The organism is Paenibacillus sonchi (genome assembly GCF_016772475.1).
Lineage (GTDB): Bacteria > Bacillota > Bacilli > Paenibacillales > Paenibacillaceae > Paenibacillus_AQ > Paenibacillus_AQ sonchi.
The window spans coordinates 6,341,192-6,366,599 of sequence record NZ_CP068595.1; the positions used below are offsets into that span (position 1 = coordinate 6,341,192).

The 25,408-nt window shown below is 45.9% G+C and carries 24 protein-coding genes; 4 read left to right on the plus strand and 20 right to left on the minus strand.

Annotated elements, in window-relative coordinates:
* Window positions 1-163: 163 nt before the first annotated feature.
* The 11 genes from JI735_RS28465 to JI735_RS28515 form a co-directional block, all read right to left on the minus strand.
* Window positions 164-334, minus strand: a complete 171-nt coding sequence (locus JI735_RS28465; protein ID WP_202676654.1) for a hypothetical protein — start codon at window positions 332-334, stop codon at window positions 164-166.
* A gap of 51 nt (window positions 335-385) precedes the next feature.
* Window positions 386-1,204 carry a hypothetical protein gene (locus JI735_RS28470; protein WP_039837610.1) on the minus strand — a complete coding sequence of 273 codons (819 nt, stop codon included), beginning with the start codon at window positions 1,202-1,204 and terminating at the stop codon, window positions 386-388.
* Window positions 1,205-1,306: 102 nt separating this feature from the next.
* Complete coding sequence (locus JI735_RS28475) at window positions 1,307-2,425, minus strand: sensor histidine kinase (RefSeq protein ID WP_051052076.1); 1,119 nt, start codon at window positions 2,423-2,425, stop codon at window positions 1,307-1,309.
* Entirely contained in the window at window positions 2,422-3,138 is a 717-nt protein-coding gene (locus JI735_RS28480) for a response regulator transcription factor (protein WP_083886854.1), read from the minus strand. Before JI735_RS28480 ends, JI735_RS28475 begins: the two co-directional genes overlap by 4 nt.
* 70 nt (window positions 3,139-3,208) lie before the next feature.
* Window positions 3,209-4,144, minus strand: a complete 936-nt coding sequence (locus JI735_RS28485; RefSeq protein WP_039837612.1) for an ABC transporter permease — start codon at window positions 4,142-4,144, stop codon at window positions 3,209-3,211.
* Window positions 4,141-5,064 (minus strand): ABC transporter ATP-binding protein, encoded by a 924-nt coding sequence (locus tag JI735_RS28490; protein ID WP_039837614.1) that lies wholly within the window; start codon window positions 5,062-5,064, stop codon window positions 4,141-4,143. Before JI735_RS28490 ends, JI735_RS28485 begins: the two co-directional genes overlap by 4 nt.
* A gap of 215 nt (window positions 5,065-5,279) precedes the next feature.
* Complete coding sequence (locus JI735_RS28495; protein WP_039837615.1) at window positions 5,280-6,791, minus strand: serine hydrolase domain-containing protein; 1,512 nt, start codon at window positions 6,789-6,791, stop codon at window positions 5,280-5,282.
* A 40-nt stretch (window positions 6,792-6,831) separates the two neighbouring features.
* The gene (locus tag JI735_RS28500) at window positions 6,832-7,044 is read right to left on the minus strand and encodes a hypothetical protein (RefSeq protein WP_039837616.1); all 213 of its coding nucleotides are present in this window, start codon (window positions 7,042-7,044) and stop codon (window positions 6,832-6,834) included.
* A complete protein-coding gene (locus JI735_RS28505; RefSeq protein ID WP_051052078.1) occupies window positions 7,045-8,286 on the minus strand; it encodes a pectin acetylesterase-family hydrolase in 1,242 nt (413 codons plus the stop codon).
* Window positions 8,287-8,306: 20 nt separating this feature from the next.
* Entirely contained in the window at window positions 8,307-8,633 is a 327-nt protein-coding gene (locus JI735_RS28510; protein WP_202676655.1) for a GNAT family N-acetyltransferase, read from the minus strand.
* Window positions 8,588-8,902, minus strand: coding sequence for a hypothetical protein (locus JI735_RS28515; RefSeq protein WP_202676656.1), 315 nt, complete (start codon window positions 8,900-8,902; stop codon window positions 8,588-8,590). Before JI735_RS28515 ends, JI735_RS28510 begins: the two co-directional genes overlap by 46 nt.
* A gap of 106 nt (window positions 8,903-9,008) precedes the next feature.
* Between JI735_RS28515 and JI735_RS28520 the strand changes: the two genes are divergently transcribed.
* Window positions 9,009-10,166, plus strand: coding sequence for a nucleotidyltransferase domain-containing protein (locus tag JI735_RS28520; protein ID WP_233476091.1), 1,158 nt, complete (start codon window positions 9,009-9,011; stop codon window positions 10,164-10,166).
* Window positions 10,167-10,456: 290 nt separating this feature from the next.
* Here JI735_RS28520 and JI735_RS28525 read toward each other — a convergent pair whose 3' ends face one another.
* The 9 genes from JI735_RS28525 to JI735_RS28565 form a co-directional block, all read right to left on the minus strand.
* Entirely contained in the window at window positions 10,457-11,074 is a 618-nt protein-coding gene (locus tag JI735_RS28525; protein ID WP_039837618.1) for an HAD family hydrolase, read from the minus strand.
* 18 nt (window positions 11,075-11,092) lie between these two features.
* Entirely contained in the window at window positions 11,093-11,704 is a 612-nt protein-coding gene (locus JI735_RS28530) for a class I SAM-dependent methyltransferase (protein WP_039837619.1), read from the minus strand.
* Window positions 11,705-11,996: 292 nt separating this feature from the next.
* Window positions 11,997-12,575, minus strand: a complete 579-nt coding sequence (locus JI735_RS28535; RefSeq protein ID WP_039837621.1) for a hypothetical protein — start codon at window positions 12,573-12,575, stop codon at window positions 11,997-11,999.
* Between the two features lie 153 nt (window positions 12,576-12,728).
* Window positions 12,729-13,025: a DUF6809 family protein gene (locus JI735_RS28540; protein ID WP_039837622.1), complete on the minus strand. Its 297-nt coding sequence runs from the start codon at window positions 13,023-13,025 to the stop codon at window positions 12,729-12,731.
* 304 nt (window positions 13,026-13,329) lie between these two features.
* The gene (locus JI735_RS28545; protein WP_202676657.1) at window positions 13,330-18,081 is read right to left on the minus strand and encodes a carbohydrate binding domain-containing protein; all 4,752 of its coding nucleotides are present in this window, start codon (window positions 18,079-18,081) and stop codon (window positions 13,330-13,332) included.
* Between the two features lie 203 nt (window positions 18,082-18,284).
* A complete protein-coding gene (locus JI735_RS28550) occupies window positions 18,285-18,998 on the minus strand; it encodes a response regulator transcription factor (protein WP_039837630.1) in 714 nt (237 codons plus the stop codon).
* 275 nt (window positions 18,999-19,273) lie between these two features.
* Complete coding sequence (locus JI735_RS28555) at window positions 19,274-20,254, minus strand: aldo/keto reductase (RefSeq protein ID WP_039837631.1); 981 nt, start codon at window positions 20,252-20,254, stop codon at window positions 19,274-19,276.
* A 157-nt stretch (window positions 20,255-20,411) separates the two neighbouring features.
* A complete protein-coding gene (locus JI735_RS28560; protein ID WP_039837632.1) occupies window positions 20,412-20,720 on the minus strand; it encodes an RNA polymerase alpha subunit C-terminal domain-containing protein in 309 nt (102 codons plus the stop codon).
* Between the two features lie 32 nt (window positions 20,721-20,752).
* Complete coding sequence (locus JI735_RS28565; protein WP_039837633.1) at window positions 20,753-21,400, minus strand: hypothetical protein; 648 nt, start codon at window positions 21,398-21,400, stop codon at window positions 20,753-20,755.
* Window positions 21,401-21,607: 207 nt separating this feature from the next.
* Here JI735_RS28565 and JI735_RS28570 point away from each other — a divergent pair, with 207 nt between their 5' ends.
* The 3 genes from JI735_RS28570 to JI735_RS28580 are packed head-to-tail and all read left to right on the plus strand — an operon-like array spanning window position 21,608 to window position 25,401.
* On the plus strand, window positions 21,608-22,411 hold the full coding sequence (locus tag JI735_RS28570; protein WP_039837634.1) for a CPBP family intramembrane glutamic endopeptidase: 804 nt from the start codon (window positions 21,608-21,610) through the stop codon (window positions 22,409-22,411).
* Between the two features lie 31 nt (window positions 22,412-22,442).
* Window positions 22,443-24,785 (plus strand): sensor histidine kinase, encoded by a 2,343-nt coding sequence (locus JI735_RS28575; protein ID WP_039837635.1) that lies wholly within the window; start codon window positions 22,443-22,445, stop codon window positions 24,783-24,785.
* Entirely contained in the window at window positions 24,778-25,401 is a 624-nt protein-coding gene (locus JI735_RS28580; RefSeq protein ID WP_039837637.1) for a response regulator transcription factor, read from the plus strand. The genes JI735_RS28575 and JI735_RS28580 overlap by 8 nt, the downstream gene beginning before the upstream one ends.
* The last annotated feature ends 7 nt before the right edge of the window (window positions 25,402-25,408 follow it).

Sequence of the window (25,408 nt, forward strand, 5' to 3'; positions counted from 1 at the left end):
AGCTACAATAAAGCTAATTGCACCAAAGACAAAGAGAAGTCCTCCCGTAGAAAACAATTGATGCCAATCTATCGTTGTTCTTTGTGCCAACATTCTAAGGCCATGGACAACATGGGTGAACGGGTTTATCATTGCCGCAATCCGGAATCCGCCCTGAAGATGCTCAAAAGGTATTTATGCTGAACTGACAAAGAACAACGGCCCGCTGAACTTCTACATCAATTTCGTGTTCTACAAATCCTTCATTATGGAAGATTGCAATGTTGCAACTTGGATTAGCAAACTGTATATTTTGTCTCCTTTTAGGAAGTTCTTTTATTGCTATATTAAACACAAGAACTTCCTCCGACCAAGGGAACCAGTTCACCGGATTATGAGTTTTCAATTACTGGTTTATAACAAACACACCAACCTGCTCCCCAAACTGTCCAATCCACAGTTCTCCTTTACCAATCATGACACCTTTCCAATTGACAAATACTTTATCGGCTTTTTGCGCTAATAATGCCTTCTTAACTTTAGCAGTTATGATTTTGTCGTATTTGGCAATAAAATCCTTCTTGGTTTTGATTTGCATGGTTTTTCCGTTATGATTCACTTTCAACGGGTACACCATCAAATTGGCTACTTCGGATTTTTTCCCTTCTTTAACGTTTTTCTGGAGCAAACTGAAGTTATGCTCAAATACGATTGGATCGTTGATGCCTGCGACTTCATATGGATTGTTAATGATATTAACCGCAATAACTCCAAGTTTATTGTTTTGTTTACCAATCCACAAATCTCCATCTCCAACCATAATCCCTTGGTAGTTCACAAACACCTTATCGGCTTTTTGAGCCAGCAGATTTTCACGTACACGGGAAGTAAAGATACGATCATATTTCTTAATAAATTCATTTTTGTTATAAAAAACATATTTTTTGTTGTCTTTGTTTAAATTCAGTGGATAGGAGATCAAATCTGCCACTTCTGCTGGGTTGTTGCCCTTAACTGCTTTCTGTAATTTTGCAAAATAAGTCGTAAATTCCGCTGGATCGTTGATGCCCGCAACCTCATAAGGATTACTGCGATCTGAACTCGTTACGTTAGCAGGAGTTGAAGTACTTGTACCTTGCTCAGCCCAGGCTTGACCGGAAAATACAGCTGTAACAATTGAAAAACTCAAAATAATTGCGGCTTTTTTCATGCTAGGGTTTGTCATAATGGTTTCCTCCTAAATTTATTTCTACTTCATTTCCCGATATTTGGTTAAAGACATACTTATGAGCCATATATCTTTGTCCTCCTTCCTATCACATTACACCTATATTATACCATTTGGGTATGGTACGAACTGCCTTTCACATTTACTGTGAGGCAATTGAACGGTAACCGAAGTGCCATGACCTACTTTACTTTTGACATCGATGGTTCCTTGATGTGCGGTGATGATCTGCTTTACAATCGCCATTCCTAATCCGGTACTGCCTGTGGGGGTATCCGTTGAAGTCCCCCGATAATACCTGTCAAATAGACAGGCGATACTTTGTTCATCCATTCCTTGTCCGTTATCTGTGATCTGTACCTGGACATGAGAATTACCATGTATGTGTACAATTATGGATGTACCCGCTAAATTATGAACAACTGCATTTACAAAAAGGTTTGAAAAGGCTCTTTTCAGCAACCCGGCATCCCCCATTACATAAAGGGGCTCTTCTCCACCCAATATTTCAAAGTGATTTGCCTTATTCAGAGGCATATTTGCTGCTTCAGCAACCGTTCTGCGAATGAACTCCACCAGCTCAATTTTTTGTGAGGAAAACTTAAAACCAGTTGACTGATCCATCTGGAAGGCAATTCCAAGGTCATTAATAAGTTCTTCCATATAGGTTGACTTATTCCGAATCAATTGCAAAAACTCTTTTTTCTCATCTTTGTTCCATTCATGTTCATCTGATAAAAGCATGTCCGTATAACCCGAGATATAAGACAATGGGGTCTTCAAATCATGAGTGACGCCTGCCGCCCAATCCTGTCTCAACTGTTCAAACTTTTGCCGTTTACGTTCATTTTCCTGCAAGGTCAGGGAAAGAGATTCAAGATTGGCGTAGACCTCCCTGTAAAGACGGCTGGAAAGGGAGAAATAACGTTTTTTCCTGTCATGAACCAGAAACTCCCCGCATGATAACTTTTTGATTTTTACTAAAATATCAGCCATCGGCCGCGCAACATAATAGCCATAAAACAAACAATACAGAAAGTAAGCCGTAATAATGATTCCTGTTGTCAGATTAACGAAAAAGAGCTTTTCCGGTTGCCTCAGCACAACAATATAGAAAACCGCCGGCAACGAGACGGTCAGGAACAACAGGATCTGATGTACAATAAAGCTCAATGTAAAACGGACCACCAACTTGCCATTTGTAAAATTCACTCTCATATCAAGTCACCCTGTTTGGGAGGGACAAACTTGTAGCCAATACCTCTTAGAGTAACGATCAGAGATGGCTGTTTTGCATCTTGCTCGATTTTTTTACGTAGGCGCATGATATGAATGGCAACCGTCTTCTCGTCTCCGATGCTGTCGTAGCCCCATACATGCTCATACAATTGCCCTGCGGTAAATATCTGATTGGGGTGGTCAGCCATGAATAGGAGAAGCTCAAATTCTTTAGCCGGGCAAGAAATTTCCTCTCCATTCACCCATAATTGAGCAGCTTTCTTATCAATGACAACAGAACCGAAGCGATAAATCTCTGTTGTCTGGGCAGCAGCCTGATATTGTTCTAACCTTCGAAACTGGACATGGATCCGTGCGGCAACTTCCAAAGGATTAAACGGCTTTGTAATATAATCGTCCCCTCCAATCCCAAGTCCGGTCAATTTATCCAAATCACTTGAGCGGGCAGTAAGAAATAGAATAGGGACGGCGGTATACTGACGGATTTTTTGACACAATTGGAATCCGTCCGTATCAGGTAACATAACATCCAATACAATCAGGTCATACGGATGATGGCTTATTTTTTCCAAGGCTTCCTGACCCGTAAAAGCACTGCTGATGGCCGTATAACCCTCCTTGCGAAGGATGGTTTCCAGCATCTTGACAATGCCGGGTTCGTCATCAATGATGAGTATTTTTTGTAAACGCAACCTTCCTTCCTCCTTTCTCGCTAGGGTGGTCTCTATTTTCTATTATCTAACGAAATGTATTACATGACCACTAGATCGATACGTCGCGTTTCTTGAATACGAACCAGCTTAGAAGTGTCAGTGCAGCAATGTATACAAGCAACACGGCGATGGAAAAGTTCAGCGTCATTTCGGGTCTGGCTGGAAGATGGTAAATGTACAGGCTTATGTCGCTGTTAGCAAAAGGAAGGTACTTTAACCATTCCATTTTTGCTGTTGCTTCAATCATGGAATTGCCCACGATCATAATAAATAACGATATTCCGAGCGCTAAGACACTGCTCTGCAAAACCGTCGATACTGCGAAAGCGAGGGTGACATAGCCCATGACCGGGAAAATACTTAAACCGTACATTTTTATGATCTGTACCAAAACATTCAGTTGTACAACTTGTCCATGCTGGTTCAAAAATAAATCAGTCGTGTGGATGTTGCCCAATCCATAAAACAAAGCGTTCGCAGCATAACCGCATATAACCAATAGCATCAGCATAACGATGGCAAACAGAGACACAGCGATATATTTGGAAAACAGAATTTTAGCGCGGCTGTGCGGGCGGATCAGCAAGAGTTTCATCGTTCCGTTTGAATATTCGCCGGCTACCATATCCGCAGCAATGATAATTGCGAAAACGACAACCATTTCGATTAAGCCGGAGAAAGTGAGCAAAGCTGCCCAAGGATTATTAGAGGGTTCAGGTAAGTTGTTTTCCAAGCGATATTTTGCAATCTTCAGCTTGTTTTCTGCATCGGCACGTAACGTAGGGGATAGCTCCGTAATTTTTAAACGTTCTTCATACTGCTGGACGACTTGTGTTGTTTCAGCCCGCCAATCTTGGGAATTCGTGTTGTTGATTTTACCTAAGATCGAAGAACCAGTAGTGATGGCAAAAAGCAACAACAGAAAAATCCATGTCAATTTTCGACTGTATATTTTCATGCTTTCGTTGGCAACCAGTCCGATCATTTTTTTCTCTCCGTTATCTCTAAAAATTTTTCTTCCAAAGACTGCTCTTGTACTTGAATGCTGTATACTTGGATGCCTGCTTGCATGAGGAGCTTATTGACGGTTGGTATTTCATCTTTGTTCAACGGAATCAATAACTGCCCCGGCTGTCTTGCCGGCAGGGTTGCCTTATTTAAAGTGGCTATCAGCCTTTTTGCCTGTTCAATTTGGGAAGGTTCAATGGTGACGCAAACATGAGAATTTCCGCTATGGACAAAGTCTCGTATGCTTTGAATACGGACCAGCTTTCCATTTTGCAGAACACCCACTCGATCACACATCAATTCCATTTCGGAAAGTAAATGGCTTGAAACAAAAACAGCTACGCCTTCTTCATGAGCGAGTCTTTTCAAGTAGTTACGCAATTCGTGAATCCCGGCGGGATCAAGCCCGTTCGTCGGCTCATCCAAAATAAGAAGGGATGGACGATGCAGAAGGGCTTGAGCGATACCGAGTCGTTGCCTCATGCCTAAAGAATAGGTTCTTACTTTGTCGTGAATTCTGTCCTTTAGCCCAACGAGCTCCACAATTTCTTCAATACGGGTTTTGGTAACGCCGGGAGCCATCCGTGCATAATGCTTTAAATTTTGATACCCTGTCAAATATTTATACAAATCCGGATTTTCAACAATAGCTCCTACATTCCGAATCGCCTTGTTGAAGTCTTTGATAATACTGTGTCCCATAATGAGAATTTCTCCCTGACTGATCTTGATCAGTCCTACCATCATGCGAATAGTGGTCGTTTTCCCTGCTCCGTTGGGGCCTAAGAAACCAAATACTTCTCCGGCTGGAATATCGAACGAAAGATCGTCCACGATCGTCTTTTTTCCGATTCTTTTTGTTGCGTGTTGGAACTGTACTACCAGTGTCTGATTCATAAATTCATTTCCTTTCTATCGGGCTAAAAAACCTTTCCGGCAATTTCAAGCAAATTATAAAAAGCGAAAATAAACGGAAGGTAAACGGGGAACAAACATGCCATAAACATTGCAAAGAGCGAAAATAACTTCGAGTCAACTTGACCCGAAGTAGTTATTTTTCCTTTTCTGTTTTCAGGCGGGGAAAGGCTCAAAGGAGAACACGAAGTCTTCATTCAGTCGATCAACTTATAACAACTTTTTTTCAAGCATGAGCAGTTGATACAAGCCAAGATAATGGATAACATGCAGCTAATAGCAGCAAGCCCCATCGACAACAATACTGAATAGGACATCCATACGCTAATCATATTGTAATTGTAGTTCAACAGATAAGGCCAGATCAGCACCACTACCAACAGCAGTGCTCTAAAGAGCAGAGTAATACGAGCCCTGATTCTTTTCCTGCGTCTAGCATTTTCATCTATTATGTTTTGGTTTTTCACTCCGGTTAGTTTAATAACCTTAAGAGTAATGCCAATAGCGGCTAACAGGACCAGGAACGATGATACCAAATCAATTATTATGTAGCTATCGTCATATTTGAAGTTGTGCATTGGATTCCCATTCATTTGCTCATACTTATTCTTAGCAATCAGCGAGGGTGCAGTTGAATTCAAATTAGCCAGTGCGAATACCGCCTCCTGCCGCTCCAGGTCGATAATGACCTGAGAGGAATAATTCGGGTTACTTCCGCTATGACTAATCACCCGGTTGACCCGGTCATTGTTCCATCCGAAGGAATAGTATTGGTTCTTAGCTTCATATCCGGCTGCCCGGATGTCAACCTCATGAGATTGTTGAATGGCGTTCTTCAGATTATCCGGTACATCGCTTATTCCCATCTGGGCGTTGATCCAATGCTCCAAATCCTTTATATTCGTTACCAAATATCCCGCAGCAATATTCCCGTAATATCTGGGGGCATTATATGCTAAGCTTTTTCCAAAAAACACGCGATAGCCTTGGGTAAGCTGATCCGGTTTCTTTTCCTGTCCTGTTGAAAAATAACTGTCTGTCATCCCCAGCGGAACCAGTATGTGTTGAGTCACATAATCCTGATAGCTTATGCCTGTAACTTGTTCAATAATCATTGCTAAAATATCATAATTAACAGTTGCATACAGATGCTCAGTCCCGGGATATGTATCTAATGCAATGTCTGAAATCTTATGTATGGTTGTTCCAAGCATTCCCTCAGCAATACCTTCTGGAATTAACCTGATGCTCCATGACGGTATACCGCTTGTATGAGCCAACAGCTGGTTAATCGAAATCTTAGTTTTCTCTCCTTTATAGGTTGGCGCAAACCATGGAAGATAATCTGAAATATAATCGGAATAAGCTAAGGCTCCCTCTTCTTGTAACAAAATTATAGCCAGAGCCGTAAACGCCTTGGTGGTCGAGCCCAATTCAAACAACGATTCTTCAGTGACCTGCTTTTTTTGATCAACATCGGCGTAGCCGTATACCTTAAATTCTGATTTGCCCTGCTTAGATGATACGATAGCTACGCCTGGAGTCGCTGTTTTGTCCATGATGGTTTCCACCATGTTTTGCTCATTATCATATTTCCCTGATGCAAATAAAGTTCCAATCCCATGCCAACAGGCAATAGTAGTGATAATCACGATCAGCAGGATTATACCTACTGCAGCTATAGTTCCTTTTCTCCTAATTATCTTCAAGTTCAAAATCCCCCTCTTTTCTAAACACGCAGTGCTCTTTTTAATTTAGACGTTCGATCTCCCCCATTCCCTTCAAATATACATCTTGCCTCCAAATCAAAAACTCCTGCCAAAACATCAGCAGAAGTTTCATTAAAAAACAGGCGAATACACTGATTACCACCAAAAAAATAGCGACGATAATCAGCCTGAAGAACACCGGTACTTCACTGAAAAAGTCAAAAAATCCGCCTGGTTCCCTGAATCCGCCCACCTATTCGCCCCCTTTCGTACCACCGTTCTCTTCTGGAGTGCCCTTTTTTTCCGTCCGCTCCCCTTCATCCGCCGGAGCAGACAATAACTTACCGCCAACGGAATATTTCTGCCGTTTGTTGATGATATCATCCAGCCAATCCGCCAGCCGCACCCCGTCTTCCTCTGTCTTGAATAATACGTCCCGGGTCGCGAAGGTATGCGAGGTGGTTCCTTTTTTGGCATCCAGCCCGTCATCGGTCACAAAATAAACATAATTCGGAAGGGTTTCGGCCAATTCCCGGACCGCTGACGTCATCCTTCTAGACCAGGCGGCTGCATCGCTTTGGCTGGAGACCGGGGCTTTATCGTTGATTTTATTCTCAAAATGGGTCAAAATTTCATCGTACAAAGAATAGGATTGCAAAAACACCGTCCCGTCCGCCATTTGACGGCTATTGCCTCTAACCGCCGCGCCGATCAGGTCCGCAGCCGCCGGATAACCGAAGTTCTCCTTGAAATCGGCATGCCATTCGTTATCAACGATCCCAGGCCATTTGTCGCTGTACAAAAAAGAACTGTCCGAATATTGATAAATTTCGGCATCTTTGTAATGCCCGGCGATTTCGCGCGCCCAGAAGGCCGACCCGAAGCCGCCGGCGCTCTCTCCGGCAATCAGCAGTTTATCCGGCTGAACGGCATGTTCGTAAATCCAGTCCAGACTGCTTTGCACATTATTTTTGCCGTTATAATTGACAATAAGGCTGCTGCCATCCTTCTCCGGGTATTTGGCGATACGGTTGCCGATATGGAAATCGCCGGTCGAATAAGGAATATATGCGACATTCCACTCCCGGAAGGGGTTCTCCGGCCGGTCCGCCATGATGCCGTCCAGCAGGGTCAGCATGTAAAAAGGCACACTCGCAAAGTAATTGCCGGGATCTTTTCCCGTGAGAATGTTGGTAATTTTCATCGGGTTAGCCGCGCTGGGGGCATCCCAGCTAACCCCGCCGCCGGAGAAAAAAATAATCCAGTTGCGGCTGCTCCCTTTTTTGGTCAGCAGATAATATTCCGAGCCGTCGCTTGAACGGACGTTTCCGCCCAATTCCACCCTGTTCCACTTATGAGGCTTCGTATCGGCGTACTCGGCAATCTGTGTCGGCCGTTTAATGACAAAGGCATACACTACGCCCGCTCCCGCCAGGATTATGGCCAGCAGCGCTACCAATGAAATCTTCAGCCATTTACCGGTTTTCCTCTTCATTTCCCCTGATCCCTCCTTGCTTAAAGCTGCTGCACATAACCCAACTTAATTCTGAATTCCTTATCCCGGCCAATCACATACTCCATCTGTATATCAAACGGCTCCAGCGCCACATGATGCGCGTTAATCTCCACCGCATCAACACAGCCCAATGCCCGGTAAAAAGCCTGTGTTTCTTCCGCGGAATGCGCTGAGATATACAGCTTCTGCGCACCCCACGCTTCAGCCTGCTGTGCCGCCATCATAAACAAGCTTCTTCCAAGCCCGGCATGGCGGAAATCCATGGAGACATGCAGCTGCATTAAATCCGCATACTGCTGCGCACTGCCGAACAGCTTGCGCAGCAATGCGGCAAACGCGGCGATTTGCCCGTTATGTACAGCACATATGACCTTCCCCCATTATGAATACATCTATGAAAATCCTCGGCAATGATTTCGTTTTTGGTTGCAGCGTCCCAGTTGTCAATGAACGGTGCATCGACCAGCTTCCGCTCCCCTTCTACTGTGCGCCAGGCACGGGTCACCCGTTGAAATCTGTTGAAGGAATCCAGCAGGCCCGGCCGCAAATCATCCAGGCTTAAGCTTTTAAATTCTATATTTTGAATCCTCATCATCCCCATCATCTCCGCTCTTCAACAATTCCTCTCTGCTTCTTACGGGAACACCAGCCGTATCAATGCGCCTATGGACCAAAATTAACTATAACCATTTAGTATCGGTATGATGCATCCATCTCATGTTATATTGGAGTGGCAAATACTGGCGAACATACTAAAGGGGTTATACACTATGGATGAACATACGAAACATAAATTGCTTGAAAAAAACGAACGGCTCATCAACATGGTCATTGAGCGCGTAAGACGTGATTTTCCGGAAGACATCGCCATTATAGCGCTCTCGGGCTCATTTGTAACGGGTGATTTTCATGAAAAAAGCGACCTGGATCTGATCATCATCAACAATACCGACAGAGGCTGGGAGATATCATCTTGCTTTATCTTGGACGATGTCGGTTATGATCTATACTGCTCTCCGTGGAATACGCGCATTGAACAGCAGGCGAATCTGGAAAGTCCCATGGTTTCTTCGCTTATCCATATGAAGGTGCTTTACTGTGCAAAACCCGAATTTTTGGAGAGATTGAAAGGTTATCAGCAAAAGGCGCTTGATGAACTGGCCAAGCCCATTGGCGAAACCTCCCTTGCCAGGGCACAGGCGTATATCTGTATGGCAAAGCAATCCTATGCAGAAGCTTTGTTGGCAGAGGAAACCGGTGCTGTCCGTTATGCGGCAGGCAATCTGGCTCTTGAGCTTTTCAACGCGATTAATTGTCTCAATAATACTTTCTTTCAGCAAGGGATCAAGCGATATCTGGAAGAACTGCGCCCCTTGAAATATTTGCCCCATCATTTCGAACAAACTTATCTGGACCTGGTAAATGCCCGGTCGGTGGAAGAACTCAGAAGTATGGCCTTCCGTCTATTGAAAAATACAACAGTGCTTTATGATCAAATGCAAGCGGAACTGGTTGAACCTCCGGTTCCAACCTATGATAATCTAAAAGGCACATATGAAGAAATGTGGTCCAATCAGAGAAATAAGATCATTGCCAGCACACAGGCCAAGGATAAGTCATACGCCTTTCTTACCGCGCTAAGCGCTCAGGATTTTCTGGATGAGATGCTGGTTAGCCGGGGAACCGCGAAGTTCGATGTCATGAAGCATTTCTCGGCGGATGCGCTGGAAACTTTTCAGGAACGTTTTATGGAAATTATGGACGAATACCTTGATGAATATAAAAAAGTCGGCAGGGAAGTTGCCCGCTATGAATCTATTGAAGAGTTAACCAAAAGTTTTATGGGCGGCAGCGTATAACATAGATTCGGGAAGCCGGCTACCCGGCTTCCCTTTGTTAAATGGCTATCCACCAGAACACGCCATATTTATCAATCAGATTTGCACAATACCTGTTCCAGTCGCATGGACCCAAAGAATCAATAACCTTCCCCCGTTGCTCAATACATCAAATGCCCTTCGAACAGCTTCTTCACGCTTTTTTCTAAACCAAAGGCTTTACAATAGAAATCAGCAGCTTCTATGCTTCCTTTGACATAAACCTGTGTGCTAATTTTCAAGGTTATCTCCCTTTCGTACAAAAACGCTAGCTAAAACAGCTCCAAAAGCCCCTCGAAACTATTAATGATATAATCATAATCACTAACTTCTCCAAACCCGTAGCTTGCAAATACGAAAGGAATCCCGGCATATCTTGCAGCCTTCAGATCTCCCTCCGTATCCCCTACATAAACAGGGCTCGTTAAGTTATTTCTTTCCATAATCAGTTTGATATTCTCCCCTTTGGACAGGCCGGTTCTCCCCGGATTCTCAAAGTCTACGAAATATTTTTGTAATTGATGATATTCATAAAAAGCTTCAATATATCCCTCTTGGCAATTACTCACAATGAACAGCTTATATTTTGCAGATAAAACTTTAAGGACCTCTTCCAACTGTTCAAATAACCTTCCGCCTTGTTCAGCCAGGCTCACACACTCCGCATCATAACACTGTCCTAAAATCTTTTGCTGTGCCTCTTCATCTAAGCCAGGAAACATTTTTCGGCCGGCCTCATCTGCTTGCAGACCCATAATTCCTCTTAAATCTTCCTTTGTTACTACCCCTATGCTCCCTTTATTTTCGCTCAGTACTCTGTTCCATACATCTGCAACAACATCCAAGGAATCCCATAACGTTCCATCCAGATCAAAGATCATGCTATCCATTTAAAATTCTCCTAACTTTTAGTTATTTATTGTTGGTTTCGCCCAAATCAGATGAACCATATCCAGCCAGTGGCTTTCCACTTTGTCGATTTGCATACGTGACTCCTGGATCAGTCCAATAATATCTCTTGTATGATGGCATCCATAAACACGATATAGCAGCGGATTAAGTGCTTTTTGCATAACAGCTACCATAAAGTTAGAACTGAGCCCATGCTCCATGAACAGGATTACCCCGTCCGGTTTACACCAGCGGTTGACTTTATCCAACATCCTTAGCGGATTCTTATAGCTGCAAAAGGATAATGTAGAAACAATGGTATCAAACGACTGATCGGAAAAGTTGATTTCCTCCATATCGGAACAGATAAATTCGGCGTTCAGATGATGGTAGTTTGCTGCCTGCCGTGCTTTGTCAATCATTGCCTTACTAAAGTCCGCTGCAGTAATCTTGACTTCCGGAGGATAAAACGGAAAATTAGCACCTGTGCCTACTGCAAGTTCAAGCACATTGCCCTTCGCATGACCAATAAGATTCTGCCGCCAGCGCTGTTGTTTGGGATCTTCTCTTTTTTTGTCATATTGGGTGGCCTGTCTGTCAAAAATATTTATCAACCGCTGTTTATCCATCTTTCGCTGATCAGCTCATTCCATAATTGATAGTGTTTAGCTTAATAGGCCCGTTTTCTCTGTTTTTTAAGTATTTCAACTATTGAATCAATAACCACCTGCGGGTTCTCAATATGTATGTTATGGTCTTGGAGAAACCAGGAAAAATTTTAAAAACCGCCAACAGCTTTAGTATACCAATTTTAGATAATACTTGTAAAAACCAAAAGAATTTAACCGCAAATAGTTGTCCCTTCCTATGTTCTTCAGGAAAACGGCCAGTCATTTCATCTCCATGCATTGACTTTCAACTCTACAGAGCCCCAAGCATCTCATCAATACTATGTATTTCAATCCTATCTTTTTCTGCCCGGTAGTCATAATATTCGTGTTCCTCGTCAATAAGAATCTCTTTACTACATAAGAACCCGAGCAATCTGACTGCCTCTTTCCTTATGCTGTCCATGTAACTTTGATTTTCCAAAGACTCTTCTTTAAGAATTTCCTTGTATTCATCCGAAGTTGTAATATAGGTTAAAGCAATATACCTCAGAAAGGTGTAGCCGTCACAATAATCATCATACAATATTTCCAACGTTTCCAATTGCTCTGTTTCATCCTCATTCGTTAATAGGTCATCTAACTTTAAGATGATTCGTTCTTGTTCAAACGGGCCAAAATGGATCATTCTTCTGATTTGCTTCTCCGTTTCATCAAATGCATATTTGTCCTTGTAGTTTCTGGAGATTAGTTCGAAGTATTCCTTCTCACCAAAAATCTCTTCTAATTCATCATGTTCATACACCCACTGCTCAAATGCTACAAGGGATTGCTCATCTTTTTTATTTCTAATGAAGTAATAAAAATAACGTTGTGCTGTGATTTGATCCATTACTCACACCTCGCATAATCCAATCTTGTTAATCGCCCAATGATTTTAATCATTAGTTTTATCCTTCATCTTACATTTACTGCAGTCTTTACTATGATAATATCATATTTCCTGCTTAACACTATTACTCCCTCACAACATGAGTCTTCTAGTCTATTCTCCCAAACCTCCAGCACCCTTCTCCCCGGCCCCCATCACCTCAATCATCATTAACGTCCCCAGCCGAAACCCTTCCTTATATGCGGCAGCTGAATACATGGAGGTACTTTGCCCCAATAGGTCAATTAACTTTTCCAGCTCATCGTACTCTTCCGGGGACAACTTCTTGTGATAGGCATTGATTAACGAAGAAATCTTTAGGTTAAGCTCGTGGTATTCGGAATGCTTAGGGTGTATGCCTTCGTCAGGCCTGATGTTGCCATAGAACAAGGCTTCCAATATACTGCCCATGATTTTCCTCCTATGTTTAGCTAAAATATGCTCTCGGACAAACAGTGTCCCTTTGCTGTAGCATACTTTATCAAGAGGCATTACATTGCATTTTAGCGATGTAATCACTAATACTTTTTATTCCATGGTAAAATCCACTTCGTTTGGCCGATTAACATGTACTCTTTTCTCGCGTGAAGCCTTATCTCCGTATACTCCGCTTGCCACATTAAAGTGCTGCCACTAGAAAAGAGATCAGCCAAAATACTGGCTGACCTCTTTGTGTTGTTGCGGGGAATTGTAATTCAATAATAGCCGTCGGCGATTATTTGCCGATACGTGCGAACGGAGCAGTCAATAAATCGATGTCACTCCACTCTTTAGGGGAGTTGGAATCCGATATCCCTGGCGTATCGGAAGTCGCTGGATCATTTGGAAGGGTATCCATTGGCGAGAATTCGCCTTGGTGCAGCATTACGCCGATACCCGCGTTCTCCATATCCGGATTTCCGAGTGCGCTGAGCGGAATTTTCGCTTCATAGAAAGTGTCACGATTGGAATCGTGGCCAAGCGCCATGAAGTTGAAGAGCTTGCTTGGATCATTAACATCATCAGCATCTTTTACTCCCCACAGGGAAGTATAACCTTTACCTTTAGCAAATTTAACGGTAATGCCTGCTGCAGCTCCTGTCTTATAGTTCACCCCGCCATCGTCGACCGGGAACACACCGTTTACGGCTCTGGAAAGGTAACCCGAGTGGAACATATTCGAAGCGATGTTGAATTGATAATCGGGAAGGTCCAGCCCGCCCCAGATCGGTTGTTTTCCATTTTTCTTCCACATATCATGTGTTGCACCTGCACCACGAATCGTATCCATAGCAATCGTCTGCGGCATATCCATGGAGCGGATCGGTGTACCGCCTGCCGAACCAGCATTAGCAGGATCAACGATGTCTGTAACATCTACATACTGCCAAGCCAGATACAGGAACTCGTTGTCCCATGCTGCCCACAGATGGCTCAGGTCCATTGGCGATTCATGAAGCGACCAGTTGCTGCCAAGCGTACGCGGATCATCACCGGCCATATCGATCGCAATCAGCATGTCATCTGTCCATTCACCACTGTTGGTTCCATCTATTGTGATTGGAACGGATACGCGTTTACCAAATGAAGGGTTAGTGGAATATGGCTTGTCCCCGCCAGGAATAACGATCGTTCCTTTCAATGTCACCACTGTAAGCTCAGCGCTTGCTGCTGAGAAGTTATTTGCAGCATCGAAAGCTTTTACCGTGTAGTTATACGATGTTTCTTCAGCCAAACCGGTGTCCGTGAATGCAGGCGTTGTTGATGTTCCTACTTTTACTGCGCCACGATAGATCTCGTAACCTGCTACCGCCACATTATCCGTTGAAGCGGTCCACTGAAGGGCAACACTGGCAGAAGTTGCTGTACCTTTTACATTTGTTGGCGCCGAAGGTGCGATGATATCACCAGCGCCCGGTACTTCGATGGTTACTTCATTGCTGTTAGCGGAGAAATTACTTGCAGCATCACGGGCGCGGACCTGGTACTTGTAAGTCGTACCTTCCTTCACTGTGCTGTCGATAAAAGTTGTCGCCTTCACCGTAAATGTCTCCGTGCTTGTACCAGCCTTTCGGGTAATTTGGTAATCTGCTACGCCAACATTGTCAGTAGAAGCACTCCAAGTCAAAGTGACCGTCTTTGGAGTTCCACTGCTGAGATTGCCAGCCAGGTTAGCAGGGATTGAAGGAGCAGCCGAATCGGAACCTGCCGGCTTCTCCCCAAGCTTCACTTGCCCAGCGGCATTGTTGTTGCCGGGAATGTAAATATTGTCGCCTGTGTTGAAGAAGTAGTTCTTCTGACCGTTGCTGTCCCAAACGTTGCTTCCGTTATTAAAGCAAGCTTCCAGACGGCTGGCGGTTCCAATATCGACCGTTATTTTTTTGTAGCCAGGATTCAACGGGTCATTCTCCATCTTCAAGCCTGGAGCGGATGTCCATGTACCACCCTCGGCGCGATAATGGATGTTAACATTTGTCCAGCCCTCTTTGTAATAAACGGTAACTTTATTGCCCTGATTTGGAGTTCCCGGTTTACCGGCAGTCACTTTACCCGAATCATAGGTATTGTCGCCTTTGTTGAAGAAATAGTTCTTCTGATTGTTGCTGTCCCATTGACCGCTGCCATTGTTGAAAGCAACCTCTGCGCGTGCTGCCGAGGTCCCCAGGTCAATCGTGTGCACAGCATACCCAGGAATTTCGGAATTCTCCATTTTCACGCCAGGAGCGGCTGTCCAGTTGCCACCTTCAGCACGGTAGTGAATGTAAGGAGTTGCGTATCCTTTTTTGTAGTAAATCGTAGCGGTGTTGTCATTGCCTTGTCCAGACGGCAAAGTCTTAACGCTGATCTCATTACTTGGATCGGATGTGCCGCCGGATTGGCTCTTAGCAATCACTTTATAGGTATACGTTGTTTCTGCAGTCAAGCCTGTATCCTTATACGTTGTTGTTGTCGACGATCCAACCTTCGCATTGTTGCGGTATACGTCGTATCCGGCAATTCCGGAGGTGTCGGTGGACGCATTCCACGTCAATGTTACTGTCTTGTCTGTTTTCACAGAACTAGCCAGGTTGGATGGAGCCGTCGGTTTAGTTACGACACGCGGATCTGTATCGGACCACACGCTTCCGTCATACCAGCCTGTTGTTGTTCTGGTGAATCCAGCCTGGTTTTGGGCAGGCCATTGTTTGCCAGTAGCGTCTTTAAAGATAATCTTAGCTTGTTCAGCTTTGTCAAAGCTGTAGACATACCAGTCTCCGCCAGCACTTGTCATAGCTGGAGCTGTAGCCCAGGTTGGGTCATTATCCTTTGGTGCTGTGTCATAGAAGTAGACGGATGGTGTTCCCCATCCGGACGGTTTCTTGAAGTAGACATCCAGCTTGGCGTTAGGATCGCCCTTCGTGAACTCGTACGAAGCAGTACCTTCGCCATTTTCATTCACAGCGTACATCTTCAGCGTTTTCGTGTCATTAATGGCCATGTCTGCGCCAATCGTGATTGTTGTTCCATTGGTAAATGCAGTCCCGTTAACCGGATTACTGCCATCCAGCGTGTACTTGCCGCTGTCCGCATTCTTGATTGACAGCGTTACAGTGGTCGTTTCGGTTTTGAATTTGCCGCCTGCGGGTGAAGCAGTCAGAACCGGGAACTTCTTGTTTACGCCAACATTTTCAATCAGAATAACACCGTTGGTTCCAGCGGTAAATTTGGCCTTGCCTCCGCTTACAACCGCTTCGTTTTTCGTGTAAGCATCACGCACAGTAGTCCCATCCGGGAAGATGCCGGATACATTCACATCCACAGTTCCCGAAGCTCCTGTAGCCACGACTACTTTATCCAGAACATCATCTTTCTCATAGGTGCGTGAGAACGTATACGGACCGTCCGCAATTTTCTTATGCGTTCCTGCGCCTACCGCAATGTGATTGTTTCTGAATTGTCCAAGCTTCTGCCAGTGTGACAGAACACTTTGGTTCATGCCGCTCCAGTTCATCTGTGAACGCGAGCCTTGATCCTGGTCAGAGCCGGTAGGCCCGAACGGTCTTGCTGTTTCATCTCCATAGAAGGTTTGCACTCCGCCCGGGAGAAGCAGAAGCGCGGTACCTGCCTGAATCAGGTTTCCGCGGTTGTACAACCCTTTATCGTGGGAAGAAAGATAGTTGAGCATATTGTAATTAGGCAGATCGCCGTTTAATTCACTTGCATAGCGGGAGAAAAGACCTTCCAGGTCGCTCATATTTGAGCCTTGGAAGGAGAAGTTGATTAAGGAATCAAACCCGTTATCGAAATAATTGCTTCTTCCAAGGCCATGACCCCAAACCTCCCCGGTCATCCAGAAGTTATCTGTCCAATCTGCTCCCGGTTTCGTCGGGTTGTTCTGTCTCCATTTCGCAAGGGAACTGCTTGCGCTTGTTTTGAGTTCTTTCCATCTATCTATTTGAACATGCTTCGCAGTATCGATACGGAAACCATCAATTCCGAATTCTTCAACCCATGAAGACAGCCATTTGATCATGTAATCCTTAGGGGCGATGTTCAGGTCTTTGCGGTATTGCTTGGCAGCCGGAACGATCCAGTTGTCATAACCGCTTGCTTCTTTGTTGAACTTCGTCTTCAGTACCGGCGGCAAGCCGGTGCCACCAGTGGATTCGGTCTTGATATCAGGCAGGAACCCTACGCACAGCGTCTGATCGCTGCCGCCGCATTGATCGTAACCCGCAATATTGTTGGCGCGAATCCAACTGCTGCCCCACCAGGAAGCCCATGCACTGGAATTATTGGTGTTCATAATGTTATTATGCGTGTGCCAGTTCTGGCCCTGGCCCTTGTTCGGAGTCCAGTTCCCGGCGAGTCCGCCGCGGTCACCGTATCCGTATTCCGCCATATCCACAAGTGTCGGATAAGCAACATGGTTCATAACCACGTCAAGGACAACACGAATTCCTTTGGCATGAGCGAGGTCAACGAACTCGCGCATTTCAGCAATGGTACCCATGCTCTTATCCATTGCAGTAAAATCAAGTGCATAATAGCCATGGTAGCCATAGTGAGCAAAGTCACCATCTTTACCGCCTACCCAGCCGTGCATTTGTTCCCAAGGCGCTGTGATCCAAATTGCATTTGTACCCAGGTCTGTGAAATAGCCTTCTTCCAGCTTCTGGGTCAAACCTTTAATATCTCCGCCGTGGAATGTACCCACATCCGATCCCCAGGCATCTGTCTTAGGTCTGCCATAAGCGCCGTCATTGCTGGTATTACCGTTGTTGAAACGGTCTGTCATGACGAAGTAAACGTTTGCATTATCCCAGCTGAATGGGCTTGCTTCTTGCTGCTGTCCGCCGCTGCTGGTTGCTGCTGCTGGCGCTGTGTCCGTTGCTGTGGGGGATACTGTGGCTGCTGTTGCTTGGCCCGCTGGCAATACTGCAACGCTCCATAGCATTGAGCAGAGCAGCATCATGCTTAGTAAAACTTTGCAACTTTTTTTTACCATTAGCTTTTTCTCCTCCTGGACCTTTTGGTATGAAACGAGTGGCGTGATCCGAAAACCAGCCGGCGGTATACTACTAAAAAAGCTGGATTTTGTGGATTGCAACCGTTTGCACTTGAGTCCATATTACCAACTTATGTTAAAGTCTAGTTAAAGTAATGAAATTGTTTTTAAGAAAAGTTATAGATTATTCAATAAGCGGTGTTTTAATCCACAGATTCTATAAAAACCGATCCGTTAAATTTATAGCCAGCACCTCTGACCGTATGGATATATAGCGGTTCACTCGGGGTTTTCTCGATTTTTTGCCGCAAGTTATAAATATGAACCATGACGGTTCGTATGTCCCCTTGCTTCATGTCATTCCAAATCAGATCATATAAGGTTTCGGTGGGAAATACGCGGTTCGGATTTTTTGCCAGAACAACAAGGAGTCGGAATTCTTTAGAAGATAAAGAGACTTCCCTGCCATAGGCGATTACTGAGTGGGTAGTAGGATCAATCTGCAGGCCTGGATAGAGTATCAAATGACGCTGATTAACAGGAAAAGCCCGTTTATACCTGCGGAGGTGTGCTCTGATTCGGGCAAGCAATACTTCAAAGCTGTAGGGTTTGGCAATAAAATCATCTGCCCCCCGGTTCAAGGCTTCAATCCTGAGATAATCATCGGTTTGATGACTTGTATAAAGCACTGGTTTATCACTGAATTTGCGCAATTCCGTGCATAAGTTCAAGCCGCCCGCCCCTGGCATTGACAGTTCAAGAATAATTAAATCAGGATCGTGAGAATGAATGAAGCTGACCAATGCTTGTCCGCTATGGGCATAACCAACAGCTTCATATCCATGCTTTAGTAAGGATTGAACCAATAACTTGCGAGTTTCAGTATCATCATCAATGATTATGATTTTTTCCCGCATTCATTTTTCTCCTTTCATTATTTTAGAAAGCGCTTTCTAAATAATAACTTATTGTAGATATTAACATTACAAGGTGAACTTTAGAGCGTGCATAAAGTCCTGTTATATACATACATAAATATCATTTTCTGTCGAATAATGCAACTATATAAACCACAATTAAGATTATAACCTGACAAACCGGCTTTCAATTGTTTCCATTGATAACGTTAGCCTCCAAAAAAACAGCGGCAGTCCGGGACTGGTTTTCACGTCCATGGCTGCCGCTGATTCTTTTATAGAGCACCAACCACCGGATGCGGAACATACGGCTCTTCCAGCGAAGCGATTTCTTCGGGTGTTAGCGTGATGGACAGCGCGGCTGCCGCATCATCGAGATGGGTGCTTTTGGTAGCGCCGATAATGGGGGCGGTCACGGGTTCTTTCTGCAATAACCAGGCTAGGGCAACTTGAGCGCGTGGAACGCCGCGTTGTTCGGCGATTGCTGCAACCTGTTCTGCAATCAGGCGGTCAGTATTTGCCGTTGCATCGTATTTGGATTTCTGGACCTGGTCAGTCTCGGAGCGGTGTGTGGATTCGGACCAGTCCCGCGTCAATCTGCCAGAGGCCAGCGGGCTATAGGGAATGACAGCGATTTTTTCTTCCTTGCATAGCGGGAGCATCTCCCTCTCCTCTTCACGGTATAAGAGGTTCAAATGATTCTGCATCGATACGAACCGGGTCCATCCATGTTTTTCAGCAACATGCAGTGCCTTCAGGAACTGCCATGCGAACATGGCTGAAGCCCCAATGTATCTTGCCTTCCCGGCCTTAACTACATCATGCAGGGCTTCCATCGTCTCTTCGATCGGCGTATGGTGATCCCAGCGGTGAATCTGGTACAGGTCCACATAATCGGTTCCCAGCCGCTTCAGGCTTTTATCGATTTCACTCATGATCGCCTTCCGGGAAAGTCCGGCCCCATTAGGACCTTGATGCATACGGAAATGTACTTTCGTCGCCAGGACAATTTCATCCCGATGGGCATAATCCTTCAAAGCCCGGCCCACAATTTCCTCGCTTGTTCCATCTGAATATACGTTCGCCGTGTCAAAAAAATTGATACCCAGTTCAAGGGCTTGTTTGATAATAATACGACTGCGGTCTTCATCCAGTACCCAGGGATGGACCCATCGATCTGCTTCACCAAAGCTCATACAGCCCAGGCACAGCCGGGAGACATCCAGGCCCGTATTTCCAAGCTTTACAATTTCCATTAGAGTTCCTCACTTTCCCGTTGAGATGTTTCCTTCTTAAAGCAGTTTACTCCTTAAAGTGAACTCTAAGGCAAGCATTTTAATAAATTCATAAATAGAGCGATTAGTGAAAATCTGCATTAAGATTTAAGGACCCGAAGCCAGCAACAGAAGATTATTAATTATCAGAATCAGCTTTCTTAAAAGCCAGACCCTCTTCCGCCAACGCTTGTCTGAGCTTCGGCATGGAGGATGGGCCAATTCCGTGCAGCTTCAAAATAGCCTTCTCGGTATAAGCGGAAAGCTCCTGCAGCGTTGCGATGCCCTCACGCTCCAGCGCCCGTCTCACCGGAGCGGCCAGCAGGGACATAAAACCATCCTTCGGCTTCCGTTCCTGCTCACAGACCGGGCAGGCGGGACAATCTGATTTTTTACGGTAGGTATGCCCTTTCTCACAGGTCCTTAAGCTTCCTTGTTGATCTGGCATGGAAATCTTCCTCTCGTATTGGAGATAGGCTGCTATGATCCTAAAGCTTCCTTCGATCTGCCCAGCATTCTTAACCCGAGCAGGACCAGCCATGCGGAGAACACCAGCTGGCACACAACCATCAATGCGGTGCCAATCAGCCAGGAATAGGAGCTGACGAGCTCCAAGATCCCTGCCACGAGCCCTAAATAGGCTACAGGCTTGCCCATTACACTTTTTCTGACTACAAAACACAATACGATGGCTGCTGCACCTAATATAAGAGCTGCAGAGTGCATACCCCCATAGTAGATGCTTAGAACAAGCTTGTAAATGTCTGGCGGGAGCTCAAGATCATACACCGGATAGACCAGCCGCCCCAGGATAATGACCAGGAATAGATGGACAGGGATGACAACCGCAAGCAGACCGCAGCCCAGCGATGCTTTGACAGGTTCCACTTTCACCAATAGCCGGTACACTGCAACAATTGAAGGGATCAACAATAATGTGGCGAAGAACAACAATTCATCCGCCATGGATAGATTGAACCGCCATTCCCGCAGCCATGCCATCAGCTCTGCATCCGTAAGCGGGGGACTGGGCATGGGCAGAAGAAACAAATATTGGGCCAAAAAAAGTATGCCGGAAAGAATCAAGGCAATTCCACCGAACCTGATCACGCCGATGTTTTGCTTCATATGACTTCAGCTCTTTTCCATAATAATCAATCGTTCGCTTATTATTATTTCATAATATCCTTTATAGGAAAATGCTGTACATTTTGCGTGACCGCGCAAAAATAAGGCGTGACTCCCCTCGAATACGGCGCAGGATACGGATACCGGAATATCAGCCGTATGCTATTCTCCTTGTGACCACATTACCTGGCACAAGGAGCGTTCGTTATGACAACCCATTGGACCCGTAGAGTTACCGCCTTTTTTGTAAATCGTGACCCTGAATATGAAAGTTTTCTTCGCCAGCATCAAGCAGCCAGCCGCCGAAGCATTCTGTTTTATTTATCCTGCGCCATCCTGCCCGGCTTCTTGGCGTATTTGCTGATCTATCCGCTCCGCCCCCGGCTCATGGAACTCACAGGTCTATCCAGTCACTACATCCAGTTTCTTGTGCTGGCTGTGATGGCCAGCGGATGGCATATTTTTTTTCCATTATTCATGCTAAAATTTGTGGATAAGCTGACCTGGAAGCAGACGTTTACATATCTCGGATTCCGAAAAGGGGATGCCAAGGGGCTTCTCGTGATTCTTCCAATAATCACTATTATTTTCACCGTCCTCTCCCTGCCCTATATGAAATGGATGTTCCCGCCCTTGTCCGCCTTCTTGGATTCTATACCCGCGCTGCGGATGGGAGAATGGCATATCTATCATCAAGGCTACTATGATTTTCCCTGGCCGCTCTTGGTAATCGGGCTGATTGGGAATTTTATCGGAGAGGAAATGTATTTCCGCGGATTTTTGCTGAAGAAGATCGGCCGCCTCCGCTTTGACTGGCTGATTGTCAGTGTGCTGTTCCAGTTTTATCACATGTGGCAAGCGCCGATGAATTGGGCTTTTATTCCGCTCGCCGTAGTGATTCCTTGTGAGATTCTGGTGAAGCTGCGCAAGAACTTGTATGGAGCTATTTTATTTCATATCTACATCAACACCGTCTGGGGTGCAGTTACGCTTTATCTCGTTGGCGTATAATTCTGAAAGATGAACGAAAGAGGAAATGCTCATGTATCCGAACCGTAGAAAGCCCGCTTTACTCGCCGCAACGCTTGCCGCTTTTTTTCTACTCATAGCCGTGTATGTTCACCGGGAGACGATTCAGCATCCCTATATTGGAGCAGTCCTGGGGCGCGGCGAAGCAGGCTGGCGGGTAATCCGCGTGGACCCTTCAGGCAAAGCAGCGCTGGGACAAGTGCAGCAGGGAGACCGGATGGTGTCCGTTGACGGCATTGCCGCCGAAGCCAAGTACACAGGCCACACCCAAACCTCCCTCACCAATGTCAGCACGGCGACCCTCCTGCACAGGGATGGTTCGGTCTATGAATTGCAATTTACAGCATCGAACACCGACGTTTGGAAAAGCCTGTTTTCCATGCTGCTTGAAGTATTGCTGCTCTCCATTTCCTGGCTGGCCTACCGGGCAAATCCCGGCTCCTCCACGGTGCGCAAGTTCTCTCTTATGAATTATGTCATGGCACTGGTTATTCTGGCCGTGTATTCAACAGAGATGGCTGTATCGAATTGGATTCTTGCCCTCTCTTCTCTCTGGCTGCCTTATTTGCTTTTTTCTTTCTGCGTATCGTTTGTGCTGCGTGCTGTACCCCGGACCTGGGCAAGGGCGCTGACCGCATTCCGGGTGCTTAGTGTGCTGCTCTCCTGCTGTGCCCTCTGGGCGGTAGCTCAGCCTCAGATTCCCGGCTGGTTCCGGGGAACACTCCATCTTGTCCTTCTGCTGGTGCTGCTGCTGCTCCTGTTGACAGTCGCATTATATTGGAGATCATTGGACAGGGTAGAGAAAAACCATGCGTTAGTCCTCGCTGCCGGACTGGTCACCAGCCTTCTGCCTTTTCTGTTGCTGTATGCCCTCCCGAATATATGGGGTGACAGGTATGTTATTGCCCCTGAGTATGCCCTCATCGGCCTCGTACCGCTGTCTGTTATTCTCCTGTATATTTTGAACAAACGGAGCATGTTGGACATGCAGTTGTACCTGCCCCGCCTGTTCATTCATACTGTCTACTTCGGAGGCGTATTTGTACTGTTGGCTCTGGCGCACCTGGTCAGGGATCCCTTTGGAGTCTCCGGTTTATTTATCTGCTTCGTTGCCGGAACCTGGGTGTACCGGAACCTTGTCCAAAGGTCGAAGAGGCACGCAGAGGGACGGAAAAAATGGCTGGAACACCAAACCTATAAACTCTCGATTCAAGCAGCAAGCAAGCGGAATATTCAGGATATTCTCAGTATGATGGGTGAAATGCTGCACCATATTGTAGATGTGGAAGGGATTGTTATGGTTTGGCAGGAGGCTCAAGATAAGCAGCCGATCTTTCATGGTACAAAGAAATACGGGGATATGGTGCACGGGAATCCCGCAACCGGACAAGACAACCGCTTATTGGATCGAAGCCATTGGGTACGAACCTATGATTTTGAACATGTGGTTTCTCTTGCCGGCGGGGAGGAAAATGCCGGAGAAGGCTATCTGTGCGTGGGACCCAAACGGAATCTGTCCATGTTCTCCGCCGAGGAGAAGCAGTTGATTGAAGAGGTTGGCCATGAATGCGTCCGGCTGCTCCTGAATGCTGGGCTGTTGTCTGGAATATACAAGGAATTTCTACATACTAAGGAGCAAAATGCAGCGTATAAGCGTGATGTCAGCGGCATCCGCGCAGCGAATTACCTGCTGCTGGAAGCCCAGCAAGCTGAACGTATCCGCCTCTCGTACCGTCTGCACGATCATCTGCTTCAGAACCTGATCTTCTTGTCCCGGGACTTGGAGGAGCTGGCCGATCAGGGAACGGTGAACGCCAGGCGTATGGCTTCCTGGCTCAAGTGCCTGTACACTTCGCAGCAGGAAATCCGGCAGCTGTGCGATGAACTGTATCCCCACATCGTAGACAAAGCCGATTTGGAAGCCTCCCTGCTTTGGCTGCTGCGGACTGTCAAAGAGCAGAGCGGGCTTAACGTATCGCTTGATTATCGCTGGGGCGGCGAAACCCCGCCCGACTCCATCTTAAAATCCAACCTGTTCCGGATCATACGCGAACTGGTTCTTAATGTACAAAAACATGCCGAAGCCAGTCAGCTCGATATCCGCTTCATACATATACCGGCAGAAGGCATATGCTGCACCGTCAGCGATAATGGCAAAGGTTTTGACGCCACCGCTTTTTCAGAACAGAGCAGCTTTATGAATGGCAGTCATCTCGGACTCATCTCCGTCAGCAGCCAGATCGGGCATTTGGGCGGCGAGCTGGACATCCAGTCCAGGCCCGGAAAAGGGGCCGTGATCACCATACGGCTTCGGCCGCAGCATTACAACTCCCAGGAGGTACAACAATATGGATGACAGTATCCGGGTTATATTAATCGATGATCATCCCTTGGTTATGGATTCATTGCGAGCCCGCTTGGAGCAGGAACAGGATATCCGTGTGATTGAAGCCTTTGCGGACCCGCGGCACCTGCTGGAGCAAATCGGTGTTTTGAAGCCGGATGTGCTGGTCCTTGATGTGTCTCTGCCCCACCTGGATGGCTTCAGTCTGGCCAAATTATTGAAAAAGGATTATGGCTCCTCTCTAAAAATTATTATGCTGTCGGGTTATACCTACGATGAATTTTACCGCAAGGCTTACGAGCTTGGGGTGAACGCTTATTTGTCCAAGCAAGCTTCCTATGCGCAGATTATAAATGCAATAAGGCAGAGTATGTCCGGACATCTGCTGGTCCCGGAACGGATATTCAACACTACTGCACAAGACAAACTTACGCCGGTGGAACGGGAAGTGCTGCTGCGGGTGGCCAGAGAAATGAACAACCGGGAGATTGCCCGGGACCTCGCGATCAGCCAGCGAACCGTTGAATATCACCTGACAGCCATTCTTCAGAAGCTGGGGGTGAAGTCGCGGGTTGGCGCTGTCGCCAAAGGTTATGAATTGGGGATCTTGGGGCCTTCCCTGCTATGAATCCTCA

What these genes read in the sequence shown, in the direction of transcription:
- JI735_RS28470 (WP_039837610.1), bottom strand. Translation starts at nt 1,204, where the DNA reads ATGACAAACCCTAGCATGAAAAAAGCCGCAATTATTTTGAGTTTTTCA.
- JI735_RS28475 (WP_051052076.1), bottom strand. Translation starts at nt 2,425, where the DNA reads ATGAGAGTGAATTTTACAAATGGCAAGTTGGTGGTCCGTTTTACATTG.
- JI735_RS28485 (WP_039837612.1), bottom strand. Translation starts at nt 4,144, where the DNA reads ATGATCGGACTGGTTGCCAACGAAAGCATGAAAATATACAGTCGAAAA.
- JI735_RS28490 (WP_039837614.1), bottom strand. Translation starts at nt 5,064, where the DNA reads ATGAATCAGACACTGGTAGTACAGTTCCAACACGCAACAAAAAGAATC.
- JI735_RS28505 (WP_051052078.1), bottom strand. Translation starts at nt 8,286, where the DNA reads ATGAAGAGGAAAACCGGTAAATGGCTGAAGATTTCATTGGTAGCGCTG.
- JI735_RS28515 (WP_202676656.1), bottom strand. Translation starts at nt 8,902, where the DNA reads ATGATGAGGATTCAAAATATAGAATTTAAAAGCTTAAGCCTGGATGAT.
- JI735_RS28520 (WP_233476091.1), top strand. Translation starts at nt 9,009, where the DNA reads ATGATGCATCCATCTCATGTTATATTGGAGTGGCAAATACTGGCGAAC.
- JI735_RS28525 (WP_039837618.1), bottom strand. Translation starts at nt 11,074, where the DNA reads ATGGATAGCATGATCTTTGATCTGGATGGAACGTTATGGGATTCCTTG.
- JI735_RS28530 (WP_039837619.1), bottom strand. Translation starts at nt 11,704, where the DNA reads ATGGATAAACAGCGGTTGATAAATATTTTTGACAGACAGGCCACCCAA.
- JI735_RS28535 (WP_039837621.1), bottom strand. Translation starts at nt 12,575, where the DNA reads ATGGATCAAATCACAGCACAACGTTATTTTTATTACTTCATTAGAAAT.
- JI735_RS28540 (WP_039837622.1), bottom strand. Translation starts at nt 13,025, where the DNA reads ATGGGCAGTATATTGGAAGCCTTGTTCTATGGCAACATCAGGCCTGAC.
- JI735_RS28545 (WP_202676657.1), bottom strand. Translation starts at nt 18,081, where the DNA reads ATGGTAAAAAAAAGTTGCAAAGTTTTACTAAGCATGATGCTGCTCTGC.
- JI735_RS28550 (WP_039837630.1), bottom strand. Translation starts at nt 18,998, where the DNA reads ATGCGGGAAAAAATCATAATCATTGATGATGATACTGAAACTCGCAAG.
- JI735_RS28555 (WP_039837631.1), bottom strand. Translation starts at nt 20,254, where the DNA reads ATGGAAATTGTAAAGCTTGGAAATACGGGCCTGGATGTCTCCCGGCTG.
- JI735_RS28560 (WP_039837632.1), bottom strand. Translation starts at nt 20,720, where the DNA reads ATGCCAGATCAACAAGGAAGCTTAAGGACCTGTGAGAAAGGGCATACC.
- JI735_RS28565 (WP_039837633.1), bottom strand. Translation starts at nt 21,400, where the DNA reads ATGAAGCAAAACATCGGCGTGATCAGGTTCGGTGGAATTGCCTTGATT.
- JI735_RS28570 (WP_039837634.1), top strand. Translation starts at nt 21,608, where the DNA reads ATGACAACCCATTGGACCCGTAGAGTTACCGCCTTTTTTGTAAATCGT.
- JI735_RS28575 (WP_039837635.1), top strand. Translation starts at nt 22,443, where the DNA reads ATGTATCCGAACCGTAGAAAGCCCGCTTTACTCGCCGCAACGCTTGCC.
- JI735_RS28580 (WP_039837637.1), top strand. Translation starts at nt 24,778, where the DNA reads ATGGATGACAGTATCCGGGTTATATTAATCGATGATCATCCCTTGGTT.